The organism is Chromobacterium indicum, assembly GCF_039708975.1.
In the GTDB taxonomy this organism is placed as follows: Bacteria; Pseudomonadota; Gammaproteobacteria; order Burkholderiales; family Chromobacteriaceae; genus Chromobacterium; species Chromobacterium piscinae.
Genome location: NZ_JAYFSJ010000001.1, coordinates 374225 through 393665 on the forward strand (window position 1 = coordinate 374225; position 19441 = coordinate 393665).

Annotated in this window: 24 protein-coding genes; 11 read left to right on the forward strand and 13 right to left on the reverse strand. The window is 63.7% G+C overall.

Annotation, left to right across the window (positions count from 1 at the left end; translation table 11 throughout):
- Positions 1–26: 26 nt before the first annotated feature.
- Positions 27–494, reverse strand: coding sequence for an ATP-binding cassette domain-containing protein (locus tag VA599_RS01835; RefSeq protein ID WP_346787470.1), 468 nt, complete (start codon positions 492–494; stop codon positions 27–29).
- A 194-nt stretch (positions 495–688) separates the two neighbouring features.
- On the opposite strand from VA599_RS01835, the gene VA599_RS01840 reads away from it, so the two are divergent.
- From VA599_RS01840 to VA599_RS01850, 3 genes are read left to right on the forward strand one after another with little or no spacing between them, the layout of a single operon-like run.
- Entirely contained in the window at positions 689–913 is a 225-nt protein-coding gene (locus tag VA599_RS01840) for a ParD-like family protein (RefSeq protein WP_021476798.1), read from the forward strand.
- A complete protein-coding gene (gene map, locus VA599_RS01845) occupies positions 910–1701 on the forward strand; it encodes a type I methionyl aminopeptidase (RefSeq protein WP_021476799.1) in 792 nt (263 codons plus the stop codon). Before VA599_RS01840 ends, map begins: the two co-directional genes overlap by 4 nt.
- A 3-nt stretch (positions 1702–1704) precedes the next feature.
- Positions 1705–2397, forward strand: a complete 693-nt coding sequence (locus VA599_RS01850) for a helix-turn-helix transcriptional regulator (protein WP_346787471.1) — start codon at positions 1705–1707, stop codon at positions 2395–2397.
- Between the two features lie 10 nt (positions 2398–2407).
- Here the strand turns inward: VA599_RS01850 and VA599_RS01855 are convergent, their stop codons facing one another.
- The 7 genes from VA599_RS01855 to VA599_RS01885 all read right to left on the reverse strand — a co-directional run bounded on the left by VA599_RS01855 (position 2408) and on the right by VA599_RS01885 (position 6080).
- A complete protein-coding gene (locus VA599_RS01855; protein ID WP_346787472.1) occupies positions 2408–2977 on the reverse strand; it encodes a type 1 glutamine amidotransferase family protein in 570 nt (189 codons plus the stop codon).
- A gap of 151 nt (positions 2978–3128) precedes the next feature.
- Positions 3129–3677: a GrpB family protein gene (locus VA599_RS01860; RefSeq protein WP_346787473.1), complete on the reverse strand. Its 549-nt coding sequence runs from the start codon at positions 3675–3677 to the stop codon at positions 3129–3131.
- Entirely contained in the window at positions 3670–4095 is a 426-nt protein-coding gene (locus tag VA599_RS01865; RefSeq protein ID WP_104947153.1) for a GNAT family N-acetyltransferase, read from the reverse strand. The genes VA599_RS01860 and VA599_RS01865 overlap by 8 nt, the downstream gene beginning before the upstream one ends.
- Positions 4096–4104: 9 nt before the next feature.
- Positions 4105–4638 (reverse strand): GNAT family N-acetyltransferase, encoded by a 534-nt coding sequence (locus VA599_RS01870; protein ID WP_346787474.1) that lies wholly within the window; start codon positions 4636–4638, stop codon positions 4105–4107.
- 22 nt (positions 4639–4660) lie between these two features.
- Entirely contained in the window at positions 4661–5404 is a 744-nt protein-coding gene (locus tag VA599_RS01875) for an alpha/beta fold hydrolase (protein WP_346787475.1), read from the reverse strand.
- A 23-nt stretch (positions 5405–5427) separates the two neighbouring features.
- Positions 5428–5628 carry a tautomerase family protein gene (locus VA599_RS01880; RefSeq protein ID WP_346787476.1) on the reverse strand — a complete coding sequence of 67 codons (201 nt, stop codon included), beginning with the start codon at positions 5626–5628 and terminating at the stop codon, positions 5428–5430.
- Between the two features lie 2 nt (positions 5629–5630).
- Entirely contained in the window at positions 5631–6080 is a 450-nt protein-coding gene (locus tag VA599_RS01885) for a GNAT family N-acetyltransferase (RefSeq protein WP_346787477.1), read from the reverse strand.
- 156 nt (positions 6081–6236) lie between these two features.
- Between VA599_RS01885 and VA599_RS01890 the strand changes: the two genes are divergently transcribed.
- A complete protein-coding gene (locus VA599_RS01890) occupies positions 6237–6605 on the forward strand; it encodes a VOC family protein (RefSeq protein WP_346787478.1) in 369 nt (122 codons plus the stop codon).
- 191 nt (positions 6606–6796) lie between these two features.
- Here the strand turns inward: VA599_RS01890 and VA599_RS01895 are convergent, their stop codons facing one another.
- The gene (locus VA599_RS01895; RefSeq protein ID WP_104947157.1) at positions 6797–7351 is read right to left on the reverse strand and encodes a thymidine kinase; all 555 of its coding nucleotides are present in this window, start codon (positions 7349–7351) and stop codon (positions 6797–6799) included.
- A gap of 64 nt (positions 7352–7415) precedes the next feature.
- On the opposite strand from VA599_RS01895, the gene VA599_RS01900 reads away from it, so the two are divergent.
- A complete protein-coding gene (locus VA599_RS01900) occupies positions 7416–8531 on the forward strand; it encodes a dienelactone hydrolase family protein (protein WP_346787479.1) in 1116 nt (371 codons plus the stop codon).
- Between the two features lie 42 nt (positions 8532–8573).
- Here the strand turns inward: VA599_RS01900 and VA599_RS01905 are convergent, their stop codons facing one another.
- The 3 genes from VA599_RS01905 to VA599_RS01915 all read right to left on the reverse strand — a co-directional run bounded on the left by VA599_RS01905 (position 8574) and on the right by VA599_RS01915 (position 11190).
- Positions 8574–9263: a nitroreductase family protein gene (locus tag VA599_RS01905; protein ID WP_021476810.1), complete on the reverse strand. Its 690-nt coding sequence runs from the start codon at positions 9261–9263 to the stop codon at positions 8574–8576.
- A 316-nt stretch (positions 9264–9579) separates the two neighbouring features.
- Complete coding sequence (locus VA599_RS01910; RefSeq protein ID WP_346787480.1) at positions 9580–10428, reverse strand: 23S rRNA (adenine(2030)-N(6))-methyltransferase RlmJ; 849 nt, start codon at positions 10426–10428, stop codon at positions 9580–9582.
- Positions 10429–10440: 12 nt separating this feature from the next.
- Positions 10441–11190, reverse strand: coding sequence for a tRNA pseudouridine(65) synthase TruC (locus VA599_RS01915; protein WP_346787481.1), 750 nt, complete (start codon positions 11188–11190; stop codon positions 10441–10443).
- A 731-nt stretch (positions 11191–11921) separates the two neighbouring features.
- On the opposite strand from VA599_RS01915, the gene VA599_RS01920 reads away from it, so the two are divergent.
- The 6 genes from VA599_RS01920 to VA599_RS01945 all read left to right on the forward strand — a co-directional run bounded on the left by VA599_RS01920 (position 11922) and on the right by VA599_RS01945 (position 18259).
- The gene (locus tag VA599_RS01920) at positions 11922–12926 is read left to right on the forward strand and encodes a BMP family lipoprotein (RefSeq protein WP_021476813.1); all 1005 of its coding nucleotides are present in this window, start codon (positions 11922–11924) and stop codon (positions 12924–12926) included.
- A 112-nt stretch (positions 12927–13038) separates the two neighbouring features.
- On the forward strand, positions 13039–14568 hold the full coding sequence (locus VA599_RS01925) for an ABC transporter ATP-binding protein (protein WP_346787482.1): 1530 nt from the start codon (positions 13039–13041) through the stop codon (positions 14566–14568).
- Complete coding sequence (locus tag VA599_RS01930) at positions 14565–15656, forward strand: ABC transporter permease (protein ID WP_346787483.1); 1092 nt, start codon at positions 14565–14567, stop codon at positions 15654–15656. The genes VA599_RS01925 and VA599_RS01930 overlap by 4 nt, the downstream gene beginning before the upstream one ends.
- A 7-nt stretch (positions 15657–15663) precedes the next feature.
- Positions 15664–16623, forward strand: coding sequence for an ABC transporter permease (locus VA599_RS01935; protein ID WP_346787484.1), 960 nt, complete (start codon positions 15664–15666; stop codon positions 16621–16623).
- Positions 16624–16751: 128 nt separating this feature from the next.
- On the forward strand, positions 16752–17927 hold the full coding sequence (locus VA599_RS01940) for a molybdopterin molybdotransferase MoeA (protein ID WP_346787485.1): 1176 nt from the start codon (positions 16752–16754) through the stop codon (positions 17925–17927).
- On the forward strand, positions 17924–18259 hold the full coding sequence (locus VA599_RS01945) for a 2Fe-2S iron-sulfur cluster-binding protein (protein ID WP_346787486.1): 336 nt from the start codon (positions 17924–17926) through the stop codon (positions 18257–18259). The genes VA599_RS01940 and VA599_RS01945 overlap by 4 nt, the downstream gene beginning before the upstream one ends.
- Positions 18260–18331: 72 nt before the next feature.
- Here the strand turns inward: VA599_RS01945 and VA599_RS01950 are convergent, their stop codons facing one another.
- Positions 18332–19426, reverse strand: a complete 1095-nt coding sequence (locus tag VA599_RS01950) for an AI-2E family transporter (RefSeq protein ID WP_231155196.1) — start codon at positions 19424–19426, stop codon at positions 18332–18334.
- Between the last annotated feature and the right edge of the window lie 15 nt (positions 19427–19441).

The following is a 19441-nucleotide window of genomic DNA, read 5'->3' on the forward strand; positions in this document are numbered from 1 at the left end:
CGCGCAGCGCGGCCCGACGGAGCAGGTCAAGGTGATTGCTGGGCTCGTCCAGAATCAGCCAGTCCGCGCCGGAGCGCAGCGCTGGAAGTATCCAGGCTTATTCCGTTCAGGCCGGCGTCGGACAGCAATTGTTGGAACGAGGATTCGCAATCCCAGCGGTCTTGAAGCAATTGGTAGTCGCGCTCATCCAGCGAGCCGTCGCGGACGCGCCGCAACGCCGTCAGCGTTTCCGCCATTTCCGCCAGATGCGCGACGGTGGGATGAGTGTCGGGATCGAGCTCTTGCGGCAGGAGATGGATGCCGCCCTCGCGCAGCACGTGTCCGGCATGAGGGGCGAGCTGGCCTGCCAATAGCTGCCCCAGCAGCGATTTGCCGCAACCGTTGCGGCCGACCAGGCCGGTGCGGCGAAAGGGGAAGGCGTGGCTCAGGGCCGGAAAGGGCTGGCTGCCGTCCGGCAGCGCGTATTGCAGCTGTTGTATCTGTAGCAAGGGCATGCGGATGCTCCATGTGGTCATGGCTTGGGGGCCGAGGACTTCAAGGCCGTGCGCGGCACGGCGGCATCAATTGCGCATGGGAGTCGGGCTCCTGAGTGGATGCGGCATTCTAGTCGACCCGCCAGCATGGTTGCAACGCCGGCTCAGGGTTATTAATATACGTTTCATATATTAATCGTTTATTAGGGGCGACCATGGGCATCGTCAAGATTTCAGAGCGGATGCACGACAATCTGCGCACCGCGAGCGAGGCATTGAGCCGTTCGATCAACTCCCAGGCCGAGCACTGGCTGCGCATCGGCATGCTGGCCGAACTGAATCCGGATCTGCGTTACAGCGAGATCTGCCAGTTGCTGCTGCAGGCGGGGCAGGATGGCGGCGGCCTGGATTTGCGCCGGCAGGCGGAGGCGGCGCGATGAGCAAGGTGACGATTAAATCCCCGGCCGAAGTGGCCAAGGCGCGCGAAGCCGGCAAGCTGGTGGCGGAGTTGCTGGCGATGATAGGCGAGCACGTGAAGCCCGGCGTCAGCACCGAGGAGCTGGACGCACGCTGTCACGAATACATCGTCAAGGTGCAGAAAGCCAAGCCGGCCAATGTCGGCTATTACGGCTATCCCAAGACCATCTGCTCATCGGTCAATCAGGTGGTGTGCCACGGCATTCCGTCGGAGAAGCAGATTTTGCGCGACGGCGACATCGTCAACATCGACGTGGCGGTGATCAAGAACGGCTGGCATGGCGACAGCAGCCGGATGTATTTCGTCGGCGCGCCATCGCCTGAGGCGAAGCGCTTGGTGGACGTCTGCTATGACGCCACCCGCGCCGGCATCCGCGCGGTGCGTCCCGGCGCCACGCTGGGTGACGTCGGCCATGCGATCCAGACCCTCACCGAGGCCGCCGGCTTCAGCGTGGTGCGCGAGTATTGCGGCCACGGCATAGGCAAGGTCTACCACGAAGAACCCGAGGTGCTGCATTACGGCAGGCCCGGGGCGGGATTGAAGCTGAGGCCGGGCATGGTGTTCACCATCGAGCCGATGATCAACGCCGGCAAGGCCGGCACCCGTCAATTGGGCGACGGCTGGACCGTGGTGACGCAGGATGGCTCGTGGTCGGCGCAATGGGAGCACATGGTGGCGGTGACCGACCACGGCTTCGAAGTGCTGACGCCGTGGCCGGACGGCCTGGGCGATTATCCGGCGATAGCCTGATCCATGGCGCGCTCGGAACGCTTGCTGGAATTGCTGCAGTTGCTGCGCCGGCATCGTCGGCCGGTGACGGCGCAGACGCTGGCCGAAGAGCTGGGCATCAGCGTGCGCACCGTTTACCGGGATATCGCCAGCCTGCAGTTGCAGGGCGCGGACATCGCCGGCGAGCCGGGAATCGGCTATTTGCTGCGTCCGGGCTTCCTGCTGCCGCCTCTGATGTTTGCCGAAGAGGAGATCGAGGCGCTGGTGCTGGGCATGCGTTGGGTGGAGAAGCGGGCCGACTCCCGGCTCGCCCGCGCCGCCGGCAATGCGCTGGCCAAGGTGGCGGCCGTGTTGCCCGACGATCTGAGGCGGCGGCTGGAGGATGAGACGCTGCTGGTGGGCCCCGCCGCAGCGCCGGCCATCGAGGTGGACATGGCCGCGCTGCGCGACGCCATCCGCCGCCAGTGCAAGCTGGAGCTGCGGTATCGGGATGCTGACGGCGGCGACAGCCGGCGGGTGGTGTGGCCGTTCGCGCTAGGCTTTTTCGAGAAGACCCAGGTGCTGGCTGCCTGGTGCGAACTGCGGGAGGACTTCCGCCATTTCCGCTGCGACAGGATACGGCAGTGCGACAGCCTGGACCAACGCTACCCGCGCCGCCGGCAGGTTTTGCTGAAGGAGTGGCGGCTCCAGCTGGGCATCGCCGTCGACGCGTCTTGACCCCAGGCGCTCAGCGCCGGCGGTGCTCGGCCGCGTGCTGAGCCAGATAGGCGTCCAGATCGGCGCCGCCTATGTCCAGGGCCGCCAGGATTTCCGCCATGAAGCTGACCGGGGCGGTGCCCGGCGCGGTGACGACGCCCTGGTCTCCGACGGCATGGGGCACATCTTGGTAGAGGCTGGCGCCGGCATAGCCGGGCAGCGCCAGGTTCGCCGCAGAATTGGAAGTGTGGCGCACGCGGTTCAGCACGCCGGCCTGCGCCAAGACGCGGGTGCCGTCGCAGATGCCGGCGACGACGGCGCCTTGGGCGTGGGCGGCGGCGACCAGGCCGGTGATATCCGGCGCCTGCGCGGTTTGCCAGATGGTGCCGCCGCAAACGATCAGCAGGTCCAGCCACTCAAGCTGGATGGCCTCCACCGCCAGATGGGGCGTGACCATCAGGCCGCTGGAGGAAATGACGGGTTTGCCGCCGGGGGCGGCGAAGCTGACGTCGAAGCCGTAATAGCCGCGGGCTGAGGAATTGATCAGCGCGGTTTCCCAGTCGGAAAAATTGTCGGTGATGATGGTGATGGCGCGTTTCATCGGATTGCCTTGGTAAGTTTGGAAACGAATCCCGGACCCAGCGGGTCTTGCGGGTGGCCCAAAGGTAATCGATGCCGCTGCCAGTTTCTGTCAGTAGTCTTTTCTGCCCGGCTGGCGGCCCTGGAATGGCGGCTGCGTGGGCATTTTCAGGCTACGCGGCAGGCTGCCAGCCGGTCTGAGCCGCCCATTGCTCGGCCGCGAGGTAGATCAGGTCCACCGCGGGGTCCTTCACGTCCGGATAACTGTTTGGATCGGCAAGTCCGGCCGCCAGCCGTCGTTTCAGCTCGCCGTAGGCTGCCGACATGGCCGGATGGGCGCGCAAATAGTCGCGGAACAGCAGGGCGTAGCGCTGATTGGCCGCGCCCACCCGTCGCACATGGATATGGGCGCGGCCGCGGAAGAAGAGCTTGCGCCATTGCTCGCCGACATCGTCGAATCCGGGCGGCAAGTGGTCGCGGTTGAATGGCTTGAGGGCGAAGCCGGCGTCGCTCAGGCTTCGGAGCACGTTCTCGTCCAGTTCCGCCACCGTGATCTGAACGTCGATCACATCCTTTGCCGCCAGACCGGGCACCGAGGTGGAGCCGATGTGGTCGATGCGCAGGGCCAGGCTTCCCAGCGCGGCGCCCAGCCGCGCAGCGACGGCTTCGAACTCGTTTGTCCAGCGGGCTTGATGCGGGATGATGGTCACCGTTTCAGTCATGTTGGAGCAATTCAGAGAAGTGATGGGCGACGATGTCCATATTGCGGTTCAGGTAGAAACGGTGTGCGCGGTGGCGCTGCACGCCGGAGTCCAGGTGGATTTCGCCGCAGCCTTCGGCCACGGCCAGCTGGCGCAGCCAACCCATCATTGCCGCGCCGTGGCCGCGTGAACGTATGGTTTCATCGGTGGCGAGGTCGTCGATATACAAGCTCTTGCCGGCGACCAGCGTGCGTTGAAGGCGGAAACCGGCCACGCAGGCGACGGCGTCGCCGTCCCGCAGGTAGGCCAGCTGATAACCTTCGGCCATTTGGGCGCGCACCGTCGCGACGAAAGCTTCGGTTTGCAGATGCGGCCGCAATTGCCGCATCACGGCGAAGCAGCGCTCTATGTCCTGGTCTTCTTGGGCAAGCTGGATCATCGGTTCCTCCTATTTTTCGATATGGCTGTACATCCAAAAATCCCTCGAGGGGCCGCGCACCTTGCGGTAGCTGCGCAGCAAACCTTCGCGCTGAAAGCCGACACGTTCCAGCACGCGGATGGAGCGCGTGTTTTCCGGCAGCACCGTTGCCTGGATGCGGGCCAGGCCGATCTGGCTGTGTCCCCATTTCAGCAGGCTGGCGCAAGCGGCTGTGGCGATGCCGCGGCCCCAGGCGGCGGGGGACAGATCATACGCCATTTCCGCGCTGGCATTGACCGAGGCAACGGTATGAAAGCCGATGGTCCCGAGCAGACGATCGTTGTCGCGGCCGGCGATGGCGAAGCGCAGCGCGCTGGCCTCGGTGAACTGTTGCGGCTGCCAGGCATAGTGCTCCAGCTCGGACTGGGCCTGCACGTTCCAGCTGGTGTGCTCGAATACCTGCGGCAGGGTCAGATAGTCGTACCAGGTCAGGACATCATCCGGATATAGCGGGCGCAGAATGGCATCAGGGTGGTCCAATACGGGCATTTCGGTGAACAACATGGTTTTGCCTTTGAGATGCGAATCAATGGCGGCAATGTTCGGCGATGAAGCCGGCGATTGCGTCCCGCGTGGCTTGCGGCGCTTCCAGGTGCGGGCTATGGCCGCAGTTCGGCAGCGTCAGTTGGCGGCCGTTCTGCGTTTTGCCGGCAATGGCGTCAAGCTGGGCCGCGCTGCCGTACTGGTCATGCTCGCCTTGCAAGGCCAGTGTCGGGCAAGATATCGAGGGCAGCGCGTATTCGATGTTCCAGTGGACGAAACCCGGACTGAGCCAGGCGTCGGCCCAGGCATGAAACAGCGTTCCCGTTTTGTCGCCGTGAAATCGGGTCAGGCCGGTCAGCTTGCCGGCATCCCAGGCTTCCCGAGCCTGCCGGATGCCGGCAAGCGTGACGTCCTCGACGAAGACATGGGCGGCCAGGGTGACGACTGCCTTGAGCCTTGGACTCTGTTCGGCTGCATGCAGCAGCGCGATGCTGCCGCCGTCGGAATGGCCGATCAGAATGTAATCCCGCCCCGGCAGCAACGCCTCCAATACGGATGGCAGTTCGTTCAACGCATACTCATGGAGGTAGTGGACGGTGCGTGGGCGATCAAATGGCGCGGACCGGCCATAGCCTTGGCGGTCATACACCAGGCCGGCGAGGCCGGTCGTCTCGCACAGCTGGTCGGGGAAGCTTCCCCACATTGCGTCGCAGCCCAGTCCCTCATGCAGGAAGACCAGGCAAGGTCGCGCCGCGTCGCCTGAGATTGGGCGGTGGTGGTGCCGCATGCTAGTTCTCCTTCTCTGATTGTTCAGCCTTGCCCACGCTTCCAGTCGTCGATCAGCTGGCCGGCGTAACCCCAGTCCTCCTCAGCGATTTCCTGGATCACGATATGGGTGAGCTCGGGCTTCTTGCCCAGATGGCGGACCCGCGAGTCGGTGATGTCCTTTACCAGCGCGGCTTTCTGTTCGCGCGTGGCGCCGGCGGTGATCTGCACGTTGACGTAAGGCATATTCAGTCCTCGGGTTTGGTGTTCAGGTCGATGGCGTAGAAATATTCGGTTGAGCCATCCTTGTTGACGCCGGCCAGCTCGCCGACCTTGCGCCAGCCCAGAGCGGTGAAGATTTTCTGGCTGGCGACGCACCAGTCTTCGGTGGAGGAGAGCAGCATGCGGCCGCGGGCTATGCGCTGCATCGCTTCTACCAGTTGGCGGCCAATGCCTTGTCTGCGCGCGGTGGGGGCGGTGCAGAGATAGCTCAATAACGGCTGGCCCAGCAGCCCACTGGGTTGAAGGCTGGCATAGGCCACGACTTGGCCATGCCGCTCCGCGACAAGGCAGCAGCCGTTAACGATTTCCTGCTGGCGACTGCCGCCCATTTCGTCGAAGCGGGCAATGGGCGTCAGGTCATTTTCGTTTGCTTGGCGAATGGCGAAGGCGGCCCGTTCTTCGAGACCGGCATGCATTGGCATGGGTATCTGGCATCGTCCATGAGTGGCAAATTAATGCTAAGCATATTGTCATATCAATGACTTGGAGGCTACTGACAGAAACTGACAGCAGCCTGGCTTAGCATGATTGCATGCCGAAACGGTTTCGGCGCTCACCCAAGGAGAACAGCCATGCAACATCCCGACTTTGTGATTTTGTACGTGGACCAGCCGATGCGCAGCGCGGACTTCTATTCGCGGCTGTTCGATCTGCAGCCTATCCAGTCGTCGCCCACCTTTGTGATGTTCAAGTTCGCGTCCGGCATGAGGCTGGGCTTGTGGTCGCGCCACACGGCGGAGCCTGCCGCCGAGATGATGGGCGGAGGCGGGGAGGTGGTCGTGCGGATAGAGGACTTCGCCGCGCTGGATGCTTGTATCGCCGATTGGCGGGCGCAGGGGCTGCGCATTCTGCAACCCATCACGGACATGGACTTTGGCCGCACCTTCACGGCGCTGGACCCGGATGGCCACCGCTTGCGGGCCTACGTGCGGGTGGAATGAAAACGAGCCGGTTTTGGCCGGCCCGAGAGTATTGACTGCCGCGCGGGCTTAGAACCTGTTCAAAGTCTGCTGCGCTTCGGCGATACGGCGTTGAAAACAAGCTCAAAATGCTCATGTACCACTTGTACATTCCGCTTTTTCGCTCGTTTTCGCCTTGTCTCGCTCTTGCTCGCGAGACTTTGAACAGGTTCTTAGTCCTTGTGGAAGCAACGGCCGCACACGGCGCGGTAACGCGCCTCGCCGCCGATTTCCACTTGCGGGCCTTCCTTCACCCGTTTGCCGGCGCCGTCGATGCGGATATGCATCGTCGCCTTGCGGCCGCAGTGGCAGATGGTCTTGATTTCCTCCACATCGTCGGCCAGCGACAGCAGCCAGGCCGAGCCGGGGAAGGGATGGCCCTGGAAGTCGGTGCGCAGGCCGAAGCAGATCACCGGAATGTTGCGGGAGTGGGCGAGGCGATGCAGCTGCTGCGCCTGCTCCGGCGTCATGAACTGCGCTTCGTCGATCAGGACGCAGGCGGTGTCGCCGTAATCGTGAGCCAGGAAATCGAAGCCGGCGTCAAAGGTGTTGGATTCGCGCTGGATGTTGAGCCGCGAAGTGATCATGCCTATGCCGTAGCGGTCGTCAATGGCGCTGGTGTACAGGGCCACCTTTTTATCCATCGATTCGTAGTTGTTGGCGATTTGCAGCAGCTGGGTGCTCTTGCCGCTGTTCATCGCGGCGTATCGGAAAAACAGTTTGGCCATTGGGGTGTCGGTCGGATACGGTACCGGGGCGCGCAGCATACCATGACGCGCCGGGCTTGTGCGCTTGGCCGTCGCCGGCAAGATCGGGGCAAATGGTGCATCGCCGTGCGTTTTCCAACGCAGCGTTTTGGAGCCAAGGGGACTTTCTACCATGCCAGCCATCCTGAGCCGCAGCTTGGCCATCGGATTGATCGCCTGTTTCATCGGGAGCGGCGATGCCCGCGCTTCCGCAATTGTTGCCGACGCCGCGCCGGCGGCTAGCCTGGCCGATGGCCGAGTCGGCATTGTCGCGTTCGAATCCGCCACGCCGCGGCAGATCATGGATTTCGTGAAGCGCGCGCCAAGCGACAGGGCCGTGGTGACAGGGAGGCTATCGTTGCCGACTCAGGCGAAAGGCCCGTTCCCCGCCGTCGTCATCCTCCACGGCAGCAGCGGCGTCAATCGCGGGGAGTGGATGTGGGCCAGGCGGATGAACGCGCTCGGCTATGCCAGCTTCGTTGTCGACAGCTTCAGCGGGCGGCGGATAGTGCAGACGGAACGCGATCAGACGCGGCTGTCGATGGCCGCCGACATCGCGGATGCCTTTTCCGCCTTGAGCCTGCTGGCGACGCATCCCGCGATCGATTCCAAGCGGATCGCCGTGATGGGTTTTTCGCGTGGCGGCGTCGCCGCGCTTTATTCAACGCTCGAGCCCTTCCGCAAAGCCGTCATTGACGACGGCTTGCGTTTTTCCGCGCATATCGCCTTCTATCCCAGCTGCGGCATCCATTACGCGTCGGAGCATCTCGACGGCGCGCCCATTCTGATGCTGCTTGGCGGCAAGGACGACTACACCCCGGCTGGGCCATGCGTAGCCTACGCCGACGGGTTGCAAGCGAAGGGCGCGCGCGTGACGGTGAAGACTTATCCGGACGCCTACCACGGCTTCGACCGATTCACATCTCCGCATGCGGTGCCGGACGCGACCAGCGCCAGGCTGTGCCATGGCGAATATGATCTGGACACAGGCCGCTTCACGATGGCCAGCTGCGATGGCGTCGTGTCCGCCGAGGCGGCGCGGCTGGCGGCGCAAGCCTGCCTGAGCAGGGGCGTCACCCTGGGCGGAGATCCGGAGGGCCGCGAACAGTCGCCGGCGCTGGTCGCCGATTTTTTGAAGTCGGCATTCGCCGGGGAGCGATAGCGCGCCCGGAGCCATCTGGCCAAGACGTGCCGGCAGCGCGCGCTAGAAGAAGCTAGCGATCTCCTCCAGAGGCTTCTTGCCGATATTCGGCACCATGCAATCGTCCGCCGGATAGCCGGCCACCAGCAGAATGTAGGGTTTTTCGTGGGCGGGGCGGTCCAGCAGCTGGTTGAGGAAGTTCATCGGGCTGGGCGTGTGGGTGAGGGTGGCGAGGCCGGCGTGGTGCAGCGCGGCGATCAGGAAGCCGGCAGCGATGGAAACCGACTCCGGCACGTAGTAGTTCTTGATCTCGCTGCCGTCGTCCAGCACGGTCTTTTTCTGGCCGAAGATGGCGATCAGGTACGGCGCGGTTTCCAGGAAAGGCTTGTCGGAATCCGTGCCCAGCGGCGCCAGCGCGTCCTTCCATTCCTGCGGCGCCCTGTGTGTATAGAATTCGCGCTCCTCTGTTTCCGCGCCTTCCCGTATCTTCCGTTTCAATTCCGGATCGCTGACGACGGCGAAGTGCCAGGGCTGGTGGTTGGCGCCGGACGGCGCGGTGCCGGCGGCGCGCAGCGCGTTCTCTATCACTTCGCGCGGGACGGGCTGGCTGGTGAATTCGCGCACGGTCTTGCGGCGGCGGATGTCGGCGTAGAAGGCGCGGGAGCGTTCCACCATCTCCGGTTCCGGGTAGCGTTGGAAGGTGCTCAGCGGGATGAAGGCCGGCTGGCCCTGGTTGAACGGCAATCTGCTCATGACGGCTCCTGTGGGTGGGCGTAGCGTTGCCGGGGCTCGAACCGGCGGTTTAGGTGGCGGCGCGGTTTTCCATGCCGCAGCGCAATCGGCAAACAGACGATTCCGCCGTCTTCGACGAACATCATGGCAGCGGCTTTTACTGAAATGCAATTGGCATTATGCATTTTAAAAGCCACCTGTCATGTAATTTTATTTCAAATAAAGATACTTTATGTGGAGTAATATTCGCGGAGTGATGCTAGGCAGGCATGCATCCGGCGATGCACGTAAAAAAAGCGCCGGGGAGGGCGCTTGTCGTTGCACGGAGCGGGAAGCTTTACAGATCGCCGCCGGTTTCCAGAATGAAGCTGGCCTTGGCATCCAGGCCCAGGTGCTGCACCAGGTAGGGCAGCGTTTCGTTCAGGGTTTGCGGCAGCGTCCATGGCGCGTTGAGGATGAACATGCCACTGCCGTGCATGCCGAAGCCGTCGGCTGACGGGCTTTGCACGTGCAGCTCCGCCCGCAGCCAGCTCTTGGCCGGCAGCTTTTTCAGCTCGGGAATCATCTCTTTCATTTCCGCGCGCTGCAGGCAGGGGTACCACACTGCGTAAACGCCGGTGGCGAAGCGTTTCAGTCCTTCTTTCAAGCCGGTGACCACGTTGTGGTAGTCGCGCTTGTCCTCGTAAGGCGGATCGATCAGCACCAGCGCGCGGCGCGGCGGCGGCGGCAGCACGGCCTTGATGCCGTCGAAGCCGTTGGCCTGCTGGATTTGCACCCGGCGGCCTGAGCCCGCGAAGTTTTCCTGCAGAATCTGGGCGTCGCTGGGGTGCAATTCGAACAGGCGAAGCTTGTCGCTTTCCGGCATCACATCGGCCGCGCACCACGGCGAACCGGGGTAGAACTTCAGCTCGCCGTCCGGATTCATCCGCTTGACCACGTCCACGTAATTGCGCACGGCTTCCGGCAGATCGTCGCGCTGCCATAGGCGGGCGATGCCGGTTTCGAACTCGGCGTTCTTGGTGGCGTAACCCTCGGTCAACGAATAGGCGCCGGCGCCGGCGTGAGTGTCGATATACCAGTAGGGCTTGTCTTTCTGGCCCAGGTAATTCAGCAGCTCGACCTCGATCAGGTGCTTGAGCACATCGGCGTGGTTGCCGGCGTGGAAGGCGTGGCGGTAGCTGAGCATTATTGTTGTCTTTCAGATGGTTAGTTCGATTCCGGCGGCGCGCGCGGCGTCGGCCCAGCCCAGGCGCGCCAGCAGCGCGGAGAAGTTCTCTTCCAGCGGGCAGTCCAGCCGCAGCGGCTGGCCGGTAATGGGGTGGGTCAGCCGCATTTCCACGCAGGCCAGCAGCATGCGCGCGCAGTCCAGCTCGTCGGCGAACATCCGGTTGTGGCGGCCCTTGCCATGGGTGGAATCGCCGATGATGGGGTGGGCGATGTGCTTCAGATGGCGGCGCAGTTGATGGCGGCGGCCAGTCAGCGGTGCCAGTTCCACCAGGCTGTAGCGGCTGGTGGGGTAGCGTTCCACCGCTATCGGCAGCTCGATCCGGGCCAGCGTGCGGTAATCGGTCTGGGCTGGCTGCGGCGCGGTTTCCACCTTTTCGCCTATCCATTCCAGATCGTCCGGGCGGCGGCTGAGCGGGTGGTCGATATGGCCGGCGTCGTCGGCGTGGCCGCGCACCACTGCCAGGTAGCGCTTGGCTACTTGCTGGCGTTCGAACTGCCAGCTCATCTCGCGGCTGGTGTCTTTGTCCAGCGCGAACAGCAGCACGCCCGAGGTGCCTTTGTCCAGCCGGTGCACCGGGTAGACGCGTTGGCCTATCTGGTCGCGCAGCAGCTGGATGGCGAAGCGGGTTTCGTTGCGGTCAAGCACGGTGCGGTGCACCAGCAGGCCGGCGGGTTTCTGGATGGCGATCAGTTGATCGTCCCGATACAGTATTTGCAGCATGGATACAAAGGTTTTGAGCAGGGCGGAATTGTAGGGCTTGCACGCTGCTTTGGATATAGCCGTTAAGTTTTGTGTTGGGTCAATCCAATTAAAGACAGTCATGACAAGTGCGGCATGCTGTTTGCGTAATTCAGGCCTGGCGCGGCTTGTGGGCGAGTCAATATTTTTAGATGAAGAAATGTTTGCGACATGGTATTTCAAAGTCGAGAGGAAATTGTTTACAGCCAGGTTAACGCTCATTACAATTCGCCGCGCTCAGAAGAACGACAAAGTGGTGTCTGCAGCCGGTTTTTGCATTGCGCAGGAGGCGGTCCAGGCCCTTGGAGCCTGTTCAAAGGATTTTTGTGGCATCGGCCATTTTTTGCCGGATGCAGGACGCGAAAAACGATCCGTCGCAGCGTCATTCACTGCAAGGGGCGTTTGGCAACGTCATGCGCCGACAGAAAGTGGCCCTGGAGGGCGACCCTGCCAGCAAGCGATCTGCGGCGTTGTCAGGCTAGGTCTTGGAATCGCCAAGGCCTACGCCCTCCGCCTTGCATCTGGCCTGCTGGCTGGGTCGCGATGCTCACAAAAAGCCTTTGAACAGGCTCTTAAGCACAGCTTGAGCTGTAGTCGGCAGGTTACATGCCAACCGCAATTTTCGCTGTCACCATTCATAGTCCGCGCTGTTGCAATCGCCGCGCCTGCATGGAGCCTGGCGCGTTGACCAACTCAATCCAAGAGTTATAGAGATGACCATCCAACTGAAACGTATCAGCTTCGCTGTCGCCGCCGCAGTTCTGTCTGCTGCCGCGTGCGCCAAAGACTTCACTCCCGCCGTGATCTACGATTCGGCCGGCAAGTTCGACAAGAGCTTCAGCGAAGCCGCCTACAATGGCGCGGAACGTTTCAAGAAGGACTTCAAGGTCAACTACCGCGAAGGCCAGATCTCCTCCGACGCGCAGAAGGAACAGCTGCTGCGCAAGATGGCCAGCCGCGACACCGACATCGTGGTCGCCGTCGGCTTCAACTTCTCCCAGGCCGTGGAAACCGTGGCCAAGGAATTCCCCAAGGTCAAGTTCGCGCTGATCGACGCCGTGGCCAAGGGCCCGAACGTGCAGAGCATCGTGTTCAAGGAACAGGAAGGCTCCTTCCTGGTGGGCATGGCCGCCGCGCTGAAATCCAAGACCGGCAAGGTAGGCTACATCGGCGGCATGGACATTCCGATGATCCGCGCCTTCGGTTGCGGCTATGCGCAAGGCGCCAAGTACGCCAACAAGAACGTCACCGTGTTGCAGAACATGACCGGCACCACTCCGCAGGCCTTCAATGACCCGGCGCGCGGCACCGAGCTGGCCAAGAGCCAATTCGACCGCGGCGCGGACGTGATCTTCGTCGCCGCCGGCGGCACCGGCATGGGCGTGCTGCAGGCCGCCAAGAACGCCGGCAAGTTCTCCATCGGCGTGGACAGCAACCAGAACTACCTGTTCCCGGGCTCGGTGCTGACTTCCATGGTTAAAAAAGTGGACGTTGCCGTCTACAACACCTTCAAGGAAGCCAAGGACGGCTCCTGGAAGTCCGGCGTGAAAGTGCTGGGCCTGAAGGAGCAAGCCGTGGATTGGGCGCTGGACAAGAACAACCGTCCGCAGATCACGCCGGACATGGAAAAGAAGATCGCCGCCGCCAAGGCCGAGATCATCAGCGGCAAGATCAAGGTGGTGGATTACCGCGCCAACAACAGCTGCCCGGCGCAATAACGAAGGCAGCGACTTCCCCGAAAGCGGGGCGCAGCCGCGGTGATTCATCATCGCGGCTGTTTGTTCGTGCCGCCGGGGAAACAAGAATCGAAGAATCGGGAACATATCAAGCATGACCGAGTTTGCCATTGAACTGACAGGCATCAACAAGAGCTTTGGTGCCGTCAAGGCCAATCGCGACGTGACGATGAGCGTGCCGAAGGGAAGCATCCACGGCATCATCGGCGAGAACGGCGCCGGCAAGTCCACGCTGATGAGCATTCTGTACGGCTATTACCATGCCGACAGCGGCACCATCCGCGTGAACGGCAAGGATGTCCGCATCCGCAACAGCCAGGAAGCCATCCGACTGGGAATCGGCATGGTCCATCAGCACTTCATGCTGGTGGAAACCTTCACTGTGCTGGAAAACATCGTGCTGGGCGCCGAAGGCGGCCGGCTGCTCAAGGGCGGCATGGACGAGGCCCGCGAGCATCTGAAGGAACTGAACAAGAACTACTCGCTGGAAGTGGACCCGGACGCGCTGGTCGGCGATCTGGGCGTCGGCCTGCAGCAGCGGGTGGAAATCCTGAAGGCGCTGTACCGCGGCGCCGACGTGCTGATCCTGGACGAGCCGACCGCGGTGTTGACCCCGCAGGAGGCCGACCATCTGTTCCACATCCTGCGTTCGCTGAAAGAGCAGGGCAAGACGGTGATCCTGATCACCCACAAGCTGCGCGAAGTGATGGACATCACCGACAACGTCAGCGTGATGCGCGCCGGCACCGTGGTGGACAACGTCCGCACCTGCGACGTGGACAAGGAAAAGCTGGCCGACCTGATGGTGGGCCGCAAGGTGACGCTGAAGGTGGACAAGGCCGATTGCCAGGCCGGCGCCGCCGTGCTGGATGTCAAAGGCCTGACGCTGATCGACGAACGCAAGGTCAAGCTGCTGGACAACCTGAACTTCCAGGTCAAGGCCGGCGAGATCGTCGGCGTGGCCGGCGTGTCCGGCAACGGCCAGTCCGAACTGTTGGAAGTGCTGGCCGGCATGCGCGACCCCAGCGCCGGCGCTGTGGTCTACAAGGGCGAGGACCTGCTGAAGCTGTCGTGCCGCCGCAAGCCGCGCGCCGCCGTCTACCGCCAGCGCGGCATCGGCCACATTCCGGAAGACCGCTCGCGCGAGGGCCTGGTCAAGGCGTTCTCCACCTACGAGAATGCCATCCTCGGCTACCACGACGACAAGACGCTGAACAGCGGCCCGCTGTACTCGCGCAAGAAGCTGGTGGAACGCACCCGCGACTTCATCGCCCAGTTCGACATCCGTCCGGGCAATCCGCTGCTGCGCGTGGGCCTGCTGTCCGGCGGCAACCAGCAAAAAGTGGTGCTGGCGCGGGAAATCCACGCCAATCCGGACCTGCTGTTGATCGGCCAGCCGACGCGCGGCGTCGACATCGGCGCGATCGAATTCATCCACAAGCGGCTGATCGAGCTGCGGGACGAAGGCAAGGCCATCTTGCTGGTCTCGGTGGAACTTGAGGAAATCCTGGCCTTGTCCGACCGCATCCTGGTGATGGCCGGCGGCCAGATCACTGGCGAAGTGGCGGCCAAGGACGCCGACACCATTTCCCTCGGCTTGCTCATGGGGGGGCACAAGCATTGAAATTCGGACAACCATCCACTCTGCCGCGGTGGGCGCAGCTGACCATCCTGCCGGCGCTCAACCTGCTGGCCGCCTTGCTGGTGACGGGCCTCGTCACCTGGATGATTGGCGAGAACCCCTGGGAATGCCTGCAACTGCTGATCCACGGCGCTTTCGGCTACGGTGAGGGCATAGGCTACACGCTGTTCTACACCACCAGCTTCATCTTCGCCGGCCTGTCGGTGGCCACCGCCTTCCACTCCGGCCTGTTCAACATCGGCGGCGAAGGCCAAGCCTATCTGGCCGGCCTGGGCGTGACGCTGGTGATGCTGGGCTTCGACCACACGCTGCCGCCCTATGTGCTGATTCCGCTGGCCATGCTGGCGGCGATGGGCTTTGGCGCGGCTTGGGCCTACATTCCGGCCTATCTGCAGGCCAAGCGCGGCAGCCACATCGTGGTGACCACGATCATGTTCAACTTCATCGCCTACTCGCTGATGTTGTACCTGATCAGCCACCAGCTGATCGAAGCCGGCTCGCAGAACCCGACTACCCGCCTGTTCGCCGAGAACGGCTGGATTCCGCAGATGCACGAGGTGTTCGCCTCCCTGCCGAATTCGCCGCTGAACCTGAGCTTCGTGTTTGCGCTGCTGGCCGCCGGCCTGTTCTACCTGATCGTCTGGCATAGCCGCTGGGGCTTCACGCTGCGCACCGTCGGCACCAATGAGCACGCCGCGGGCTATGCCGGCATGAGCGTTAGCCGCACCATCATCGTGGCGATGTGCGTGTCCGGCGCGCTGGTGGGCCTGGCCTCGGTCAACGACTTGCTGGGCTCCTCTCACCGGATGAACGTGCTGTTCACCAACGGCGTCGGCTTCGTCGGCATCGCCGTGGCGCTGATGGGCCGCAACCATCCAGTGGGCATCGTCCTGTCCGCGCTGCTGTTCGGCGCGCTGACCCAGGGCGGCTCCGACCTGTCGTTCGAAAAACCGATGATCACCCGCGAGATGATCCTGTTCATCCAGGGTCTGATCATCCTGTTCTGCGGTGCGCTGGAAAACCTGTTCGAGCCGTTCATCGCCGGCCTGTTCAAGCGCAAGGACAAGTAATATGGAAATGTTCTTCAGTCTCCTCGATTCCACCGTGCGCGTGGCCACGCCGCTGGTGCTGGCCGCCTTGGCCGGGATGTTCTCCGAGCGCTCCGGCGTGGTGGACATCAGCCTGGAAGGCAAGATGCTGGCGGCGGCCTTCGCTTCCGCCGCCGCGGCCTACGTCACCCACAACCCGTGGATCGGCCTGTTGGCCGGCATGATGGCCGCCGTGTCGCTGGCCATGGTGCACGCCTTCGTCTCCGTCACCTATAACGGCAACCAGCTGATTTCCGGCATGGCGATCAACACCATCGCCTCCGGCATCACGCCGGTGCTGGCGCTGGCCTGGTTCCAGCAGGGCGGCAACTCGCCGCAACTGCCCGACGACGGCCGCTTCCACGAGATAGCGCTGCCGTTCGCCGATGCGCTGCGCGACGTGCCGGTAGTGGGTCTGGTGTACAGCAAGCTGATCTCCGGCCACAGCATCCTGGTGTATCTGACGGTGTTCATTGTCATTCCGCTGGTCACCTGGGTGCTGTACAAGACCCGTTTCGGTCTGCGTCTGCGCGCGGTGGGCGAGAACCCGCACGCCGCCGACACCGCCGGCATCTCGGTGGCCAAGGTGCGCTACACCGCGCTGTTCTGGGGCGGCATGCTGTGCGGCATGGCCGGCACCTATTTGTCCGTCTACCAGACCGGCAGCTTCATCAAGGAAATGACCGCAGGCAAGGGCTTCCTGGCGCTGGCCGCGCTGATCTTCGGCAAGTGGCGTCCGGTGCCGGCGGTGATCGGCTGCCTGCTGTTCGCCTTCGCCGACGCGATCCAGATCCGTCTGGAAGGCGTGGCGCTGCCGGTGGTGGGCCAGATTCCGTCGCAAGCGATCGCGGTCATTCCTTACGTGCTGACCGTGCTGCTGCTGGCCGGCTTCGTCGGCCGCGCGCTGGCGCCAAAGGCGATCGGCGTGCCCTTCGTCAAGTCGCGCTGATACGTTTTCAGTTTTGTCCCAAGCCCGCCCGCTCAACGCCGGCGGGCTTTTTGCATGATTGCGCGTGCTATGATGGGGGCTTGTGAAGGATGGGCCGGGCCCATCGCAAGACAGGATTGGAACACCGCATGCTGAGCTATCAACAGGCGCGGGATTGGCTGCTGGAGCGCGCCAAGCCGCTGAACACCCATCAAGAATTGCCGCTGATGCAGGCGCTGGGCCGCGTGCTGGCCGAGCCGGTGGTGGCCGGTGTGGACGTGCCGCCGCACGACAACAGCGCGATGGACGGCTACGCGCTGCGCTGCGCCGATCTGGCGCCGGCGATGGCGGTGTCGCAGCGGGTGCCGGCCGGCAGCGTGCCTGAGCCGCTCGCGACGGGCACAGCGGTCCGCATTTTCACCGGCGCGCCGATTCCGTCCGGAACGGACGCGGTGATCATGCAGGAACAGGCGGAGGTGGACGACGCAGGGCGCGTGACTTTCAGCGCCGAGCCCAGCCTTGGGCAGAACATCCGCCGCCGCGGCGAGGACATCGCCGCCGGCCAGCGCATCTTGGAAGCCGGGCGAGAGCTCTCCGCCGCCGATCTGGGCCTGGCGGCGTCCATCGGCCTGGCGCGGCTGCCGGTGCTGCCGCAGTTGCGGGTGGCGGCCTTCTTCACCGGCGACGAGCTGGTGGAGCCGGGCCTGCCGCTGGGCGAAGGGCAGATCTACAATTCCAATCGCTACTGGCTGCTGCCGGCCTTGCAGCAGCTGGGTTGCGAAGTGATAGATCTGGGCCACGTCGGCGATGCGCTGGAGCCTACCCGCCAGCTGCTGCGCGACGCGGCGGCGGTGGCGGACGTGGTGATCACCTGCGGCGGGGTATCGGTCGGCGAGGAGGACCACGTCAAGGCGGCGGTGGAGGCCGAGGGCGAACTGACGCTGTGGAAAGTGGCGATCAAGCCGGGCAAGCCGCTGGCTTATGGCAAGCTGGGCGAGGCGGACTTCATCGGCTTGCCGGGCAACCCGGTGTCCGGCTATGTGACGCTGCAAACGCTGATCAAGCCGTTCCTGTTGAAACGCATGGGCCTGGAGGTGCCGCCGCCGGAGGCGCAGCGGCTGCCGGCTGCCTTCGCCTGGGACAAGCCGGACATGCGCCGCAGCGAGTTCCTGCGCGTGCGCAAGGTGGCAGGCGAGCTGCAGCTGTATCCGCAGCAGGGCTCCGGCGTGCTGATGTCCTGCGCCTGGGCTGACGGCCTGGTCTGGCTGCAGCCGGGCCAGCAGGTGAAGCCGGGCGACGAGCTGGCCTACCTGGAACTGACGTGAGCCGGATACGCTTCGTCAGCGAGAGCGGAGTCTTGCTGAACGAGTCGGAAGCGATGGCGGGCGACAATCTGCTCGATATCGCCCGTCTGGCCGATGTTCCTCTGCATTGGCGCTGCGGCCAGGGAACCTGCGGCACCTGCAAGGTCAGGATCGCCGGCATGGCCGCGCCGCAGCGGCTTGGCGGCAAGGAGCGCAACGTGCTGCTGCGCGCCGGCACCATCAGCGCCGAGCTGGCGGCCAGCAAGGAATGGAATGAGCCTGAGCCATGGAGGCTGGCCTGCCATCTAGAGGTGACGGAGGAAGACTGGGTAGTCTGCTGTCCGGACTATTGAGCGGCGAGGTTGAAAACAAAACGGCGCGGCATCCATATCAGGATGCCGCGCCGCTTTTTTGGGAGGGTGGCTTCAGCCTTGCTCGCCCTCGCAGGCCAGTTCCTCGTTGTCCTCGCGCTGCAGCCAGTGGCGCAGCATGGTCAGACCCACCGCCAGCAGGGTGGGACCGATGAACAGGCCAATCACCCCCCAGGCGATCAGGCCGCCGATCACGCCCAGGAAGATCACCGATAGCGGCATCTGCGCGCCCTGGCTGATCAGCAACGGCTTCAGGATGTTGTCTATGGTGTTGATCAGCAGGAAGCCCCAGATCAGCAGGAACACGCCCAGACCGGTGTGGCCGGTGTAGAACACCCAGGCGGCGGCCGGCAGCCAGACGACCAGCGTCGGCATCTGCGCCACCGCGACGATGAAGCACAGGAAGCCCAGCACCAGCGCGCCGGGCACGCCGGCGATCAACAAGCCGATCACACACAGAATGGTCTGCGCCAGCGCGGTGCCGACCACGCCGGTGGTGACGCTGCGTATGGTGCGGGCGATCACCTCCGGCAGATCGCTGGCGGTTTCGCCGCCCAGCTTGACCACGATGCGCTCCACCAGATCCCACAGCTTGTCGCCGTTGATCAGCAACAGGCCGGCGACGGCTATCGCCAGTACGATCTCCAGCAGGCTCAGGCCCAGATTGGCGCCGCCGGACAGCAGCCACAGCGCCGCCTGGTTGATCGCGGGGCGGACTTTCTCGAAGAAGCCGGGCAGGTCGGCCTGGGTGCTTTGCCACAGCTTCTGCAGGCTGTCGCCGACCACGGGCAGGTTCACCAGCCAGGCCGGCGCGTCGGGCAGCCGGAAACTGGTCAGATCATGCGCCAGATTGGCCAGGTGCGGCAGCGTGTCGGCCAGCGTCAGCGCCATCAGCCCGATGGGGATGGCCAGCGCGGCGGACAGAGCCAGCACGATCAACAGCGCCGCCAGCTTGTGGCGGCCGCGCAAGCGCAGCTTGAGCCGGCTGTACAGCGGCCAGGCGGAAATGGCGATGATGGCGGCCCAGGTCAACGCGCCGAGGAAGGGTTGCAGCACTTTCAGGCAGGCGACCACCAGCAAGGCCAGTATGGCGACGCGGAACGCGCCTAGGATGCTGACATTGGGAAAAGCGTTGGGCAGGGGAGGCATGAAGGCATCCGTTCT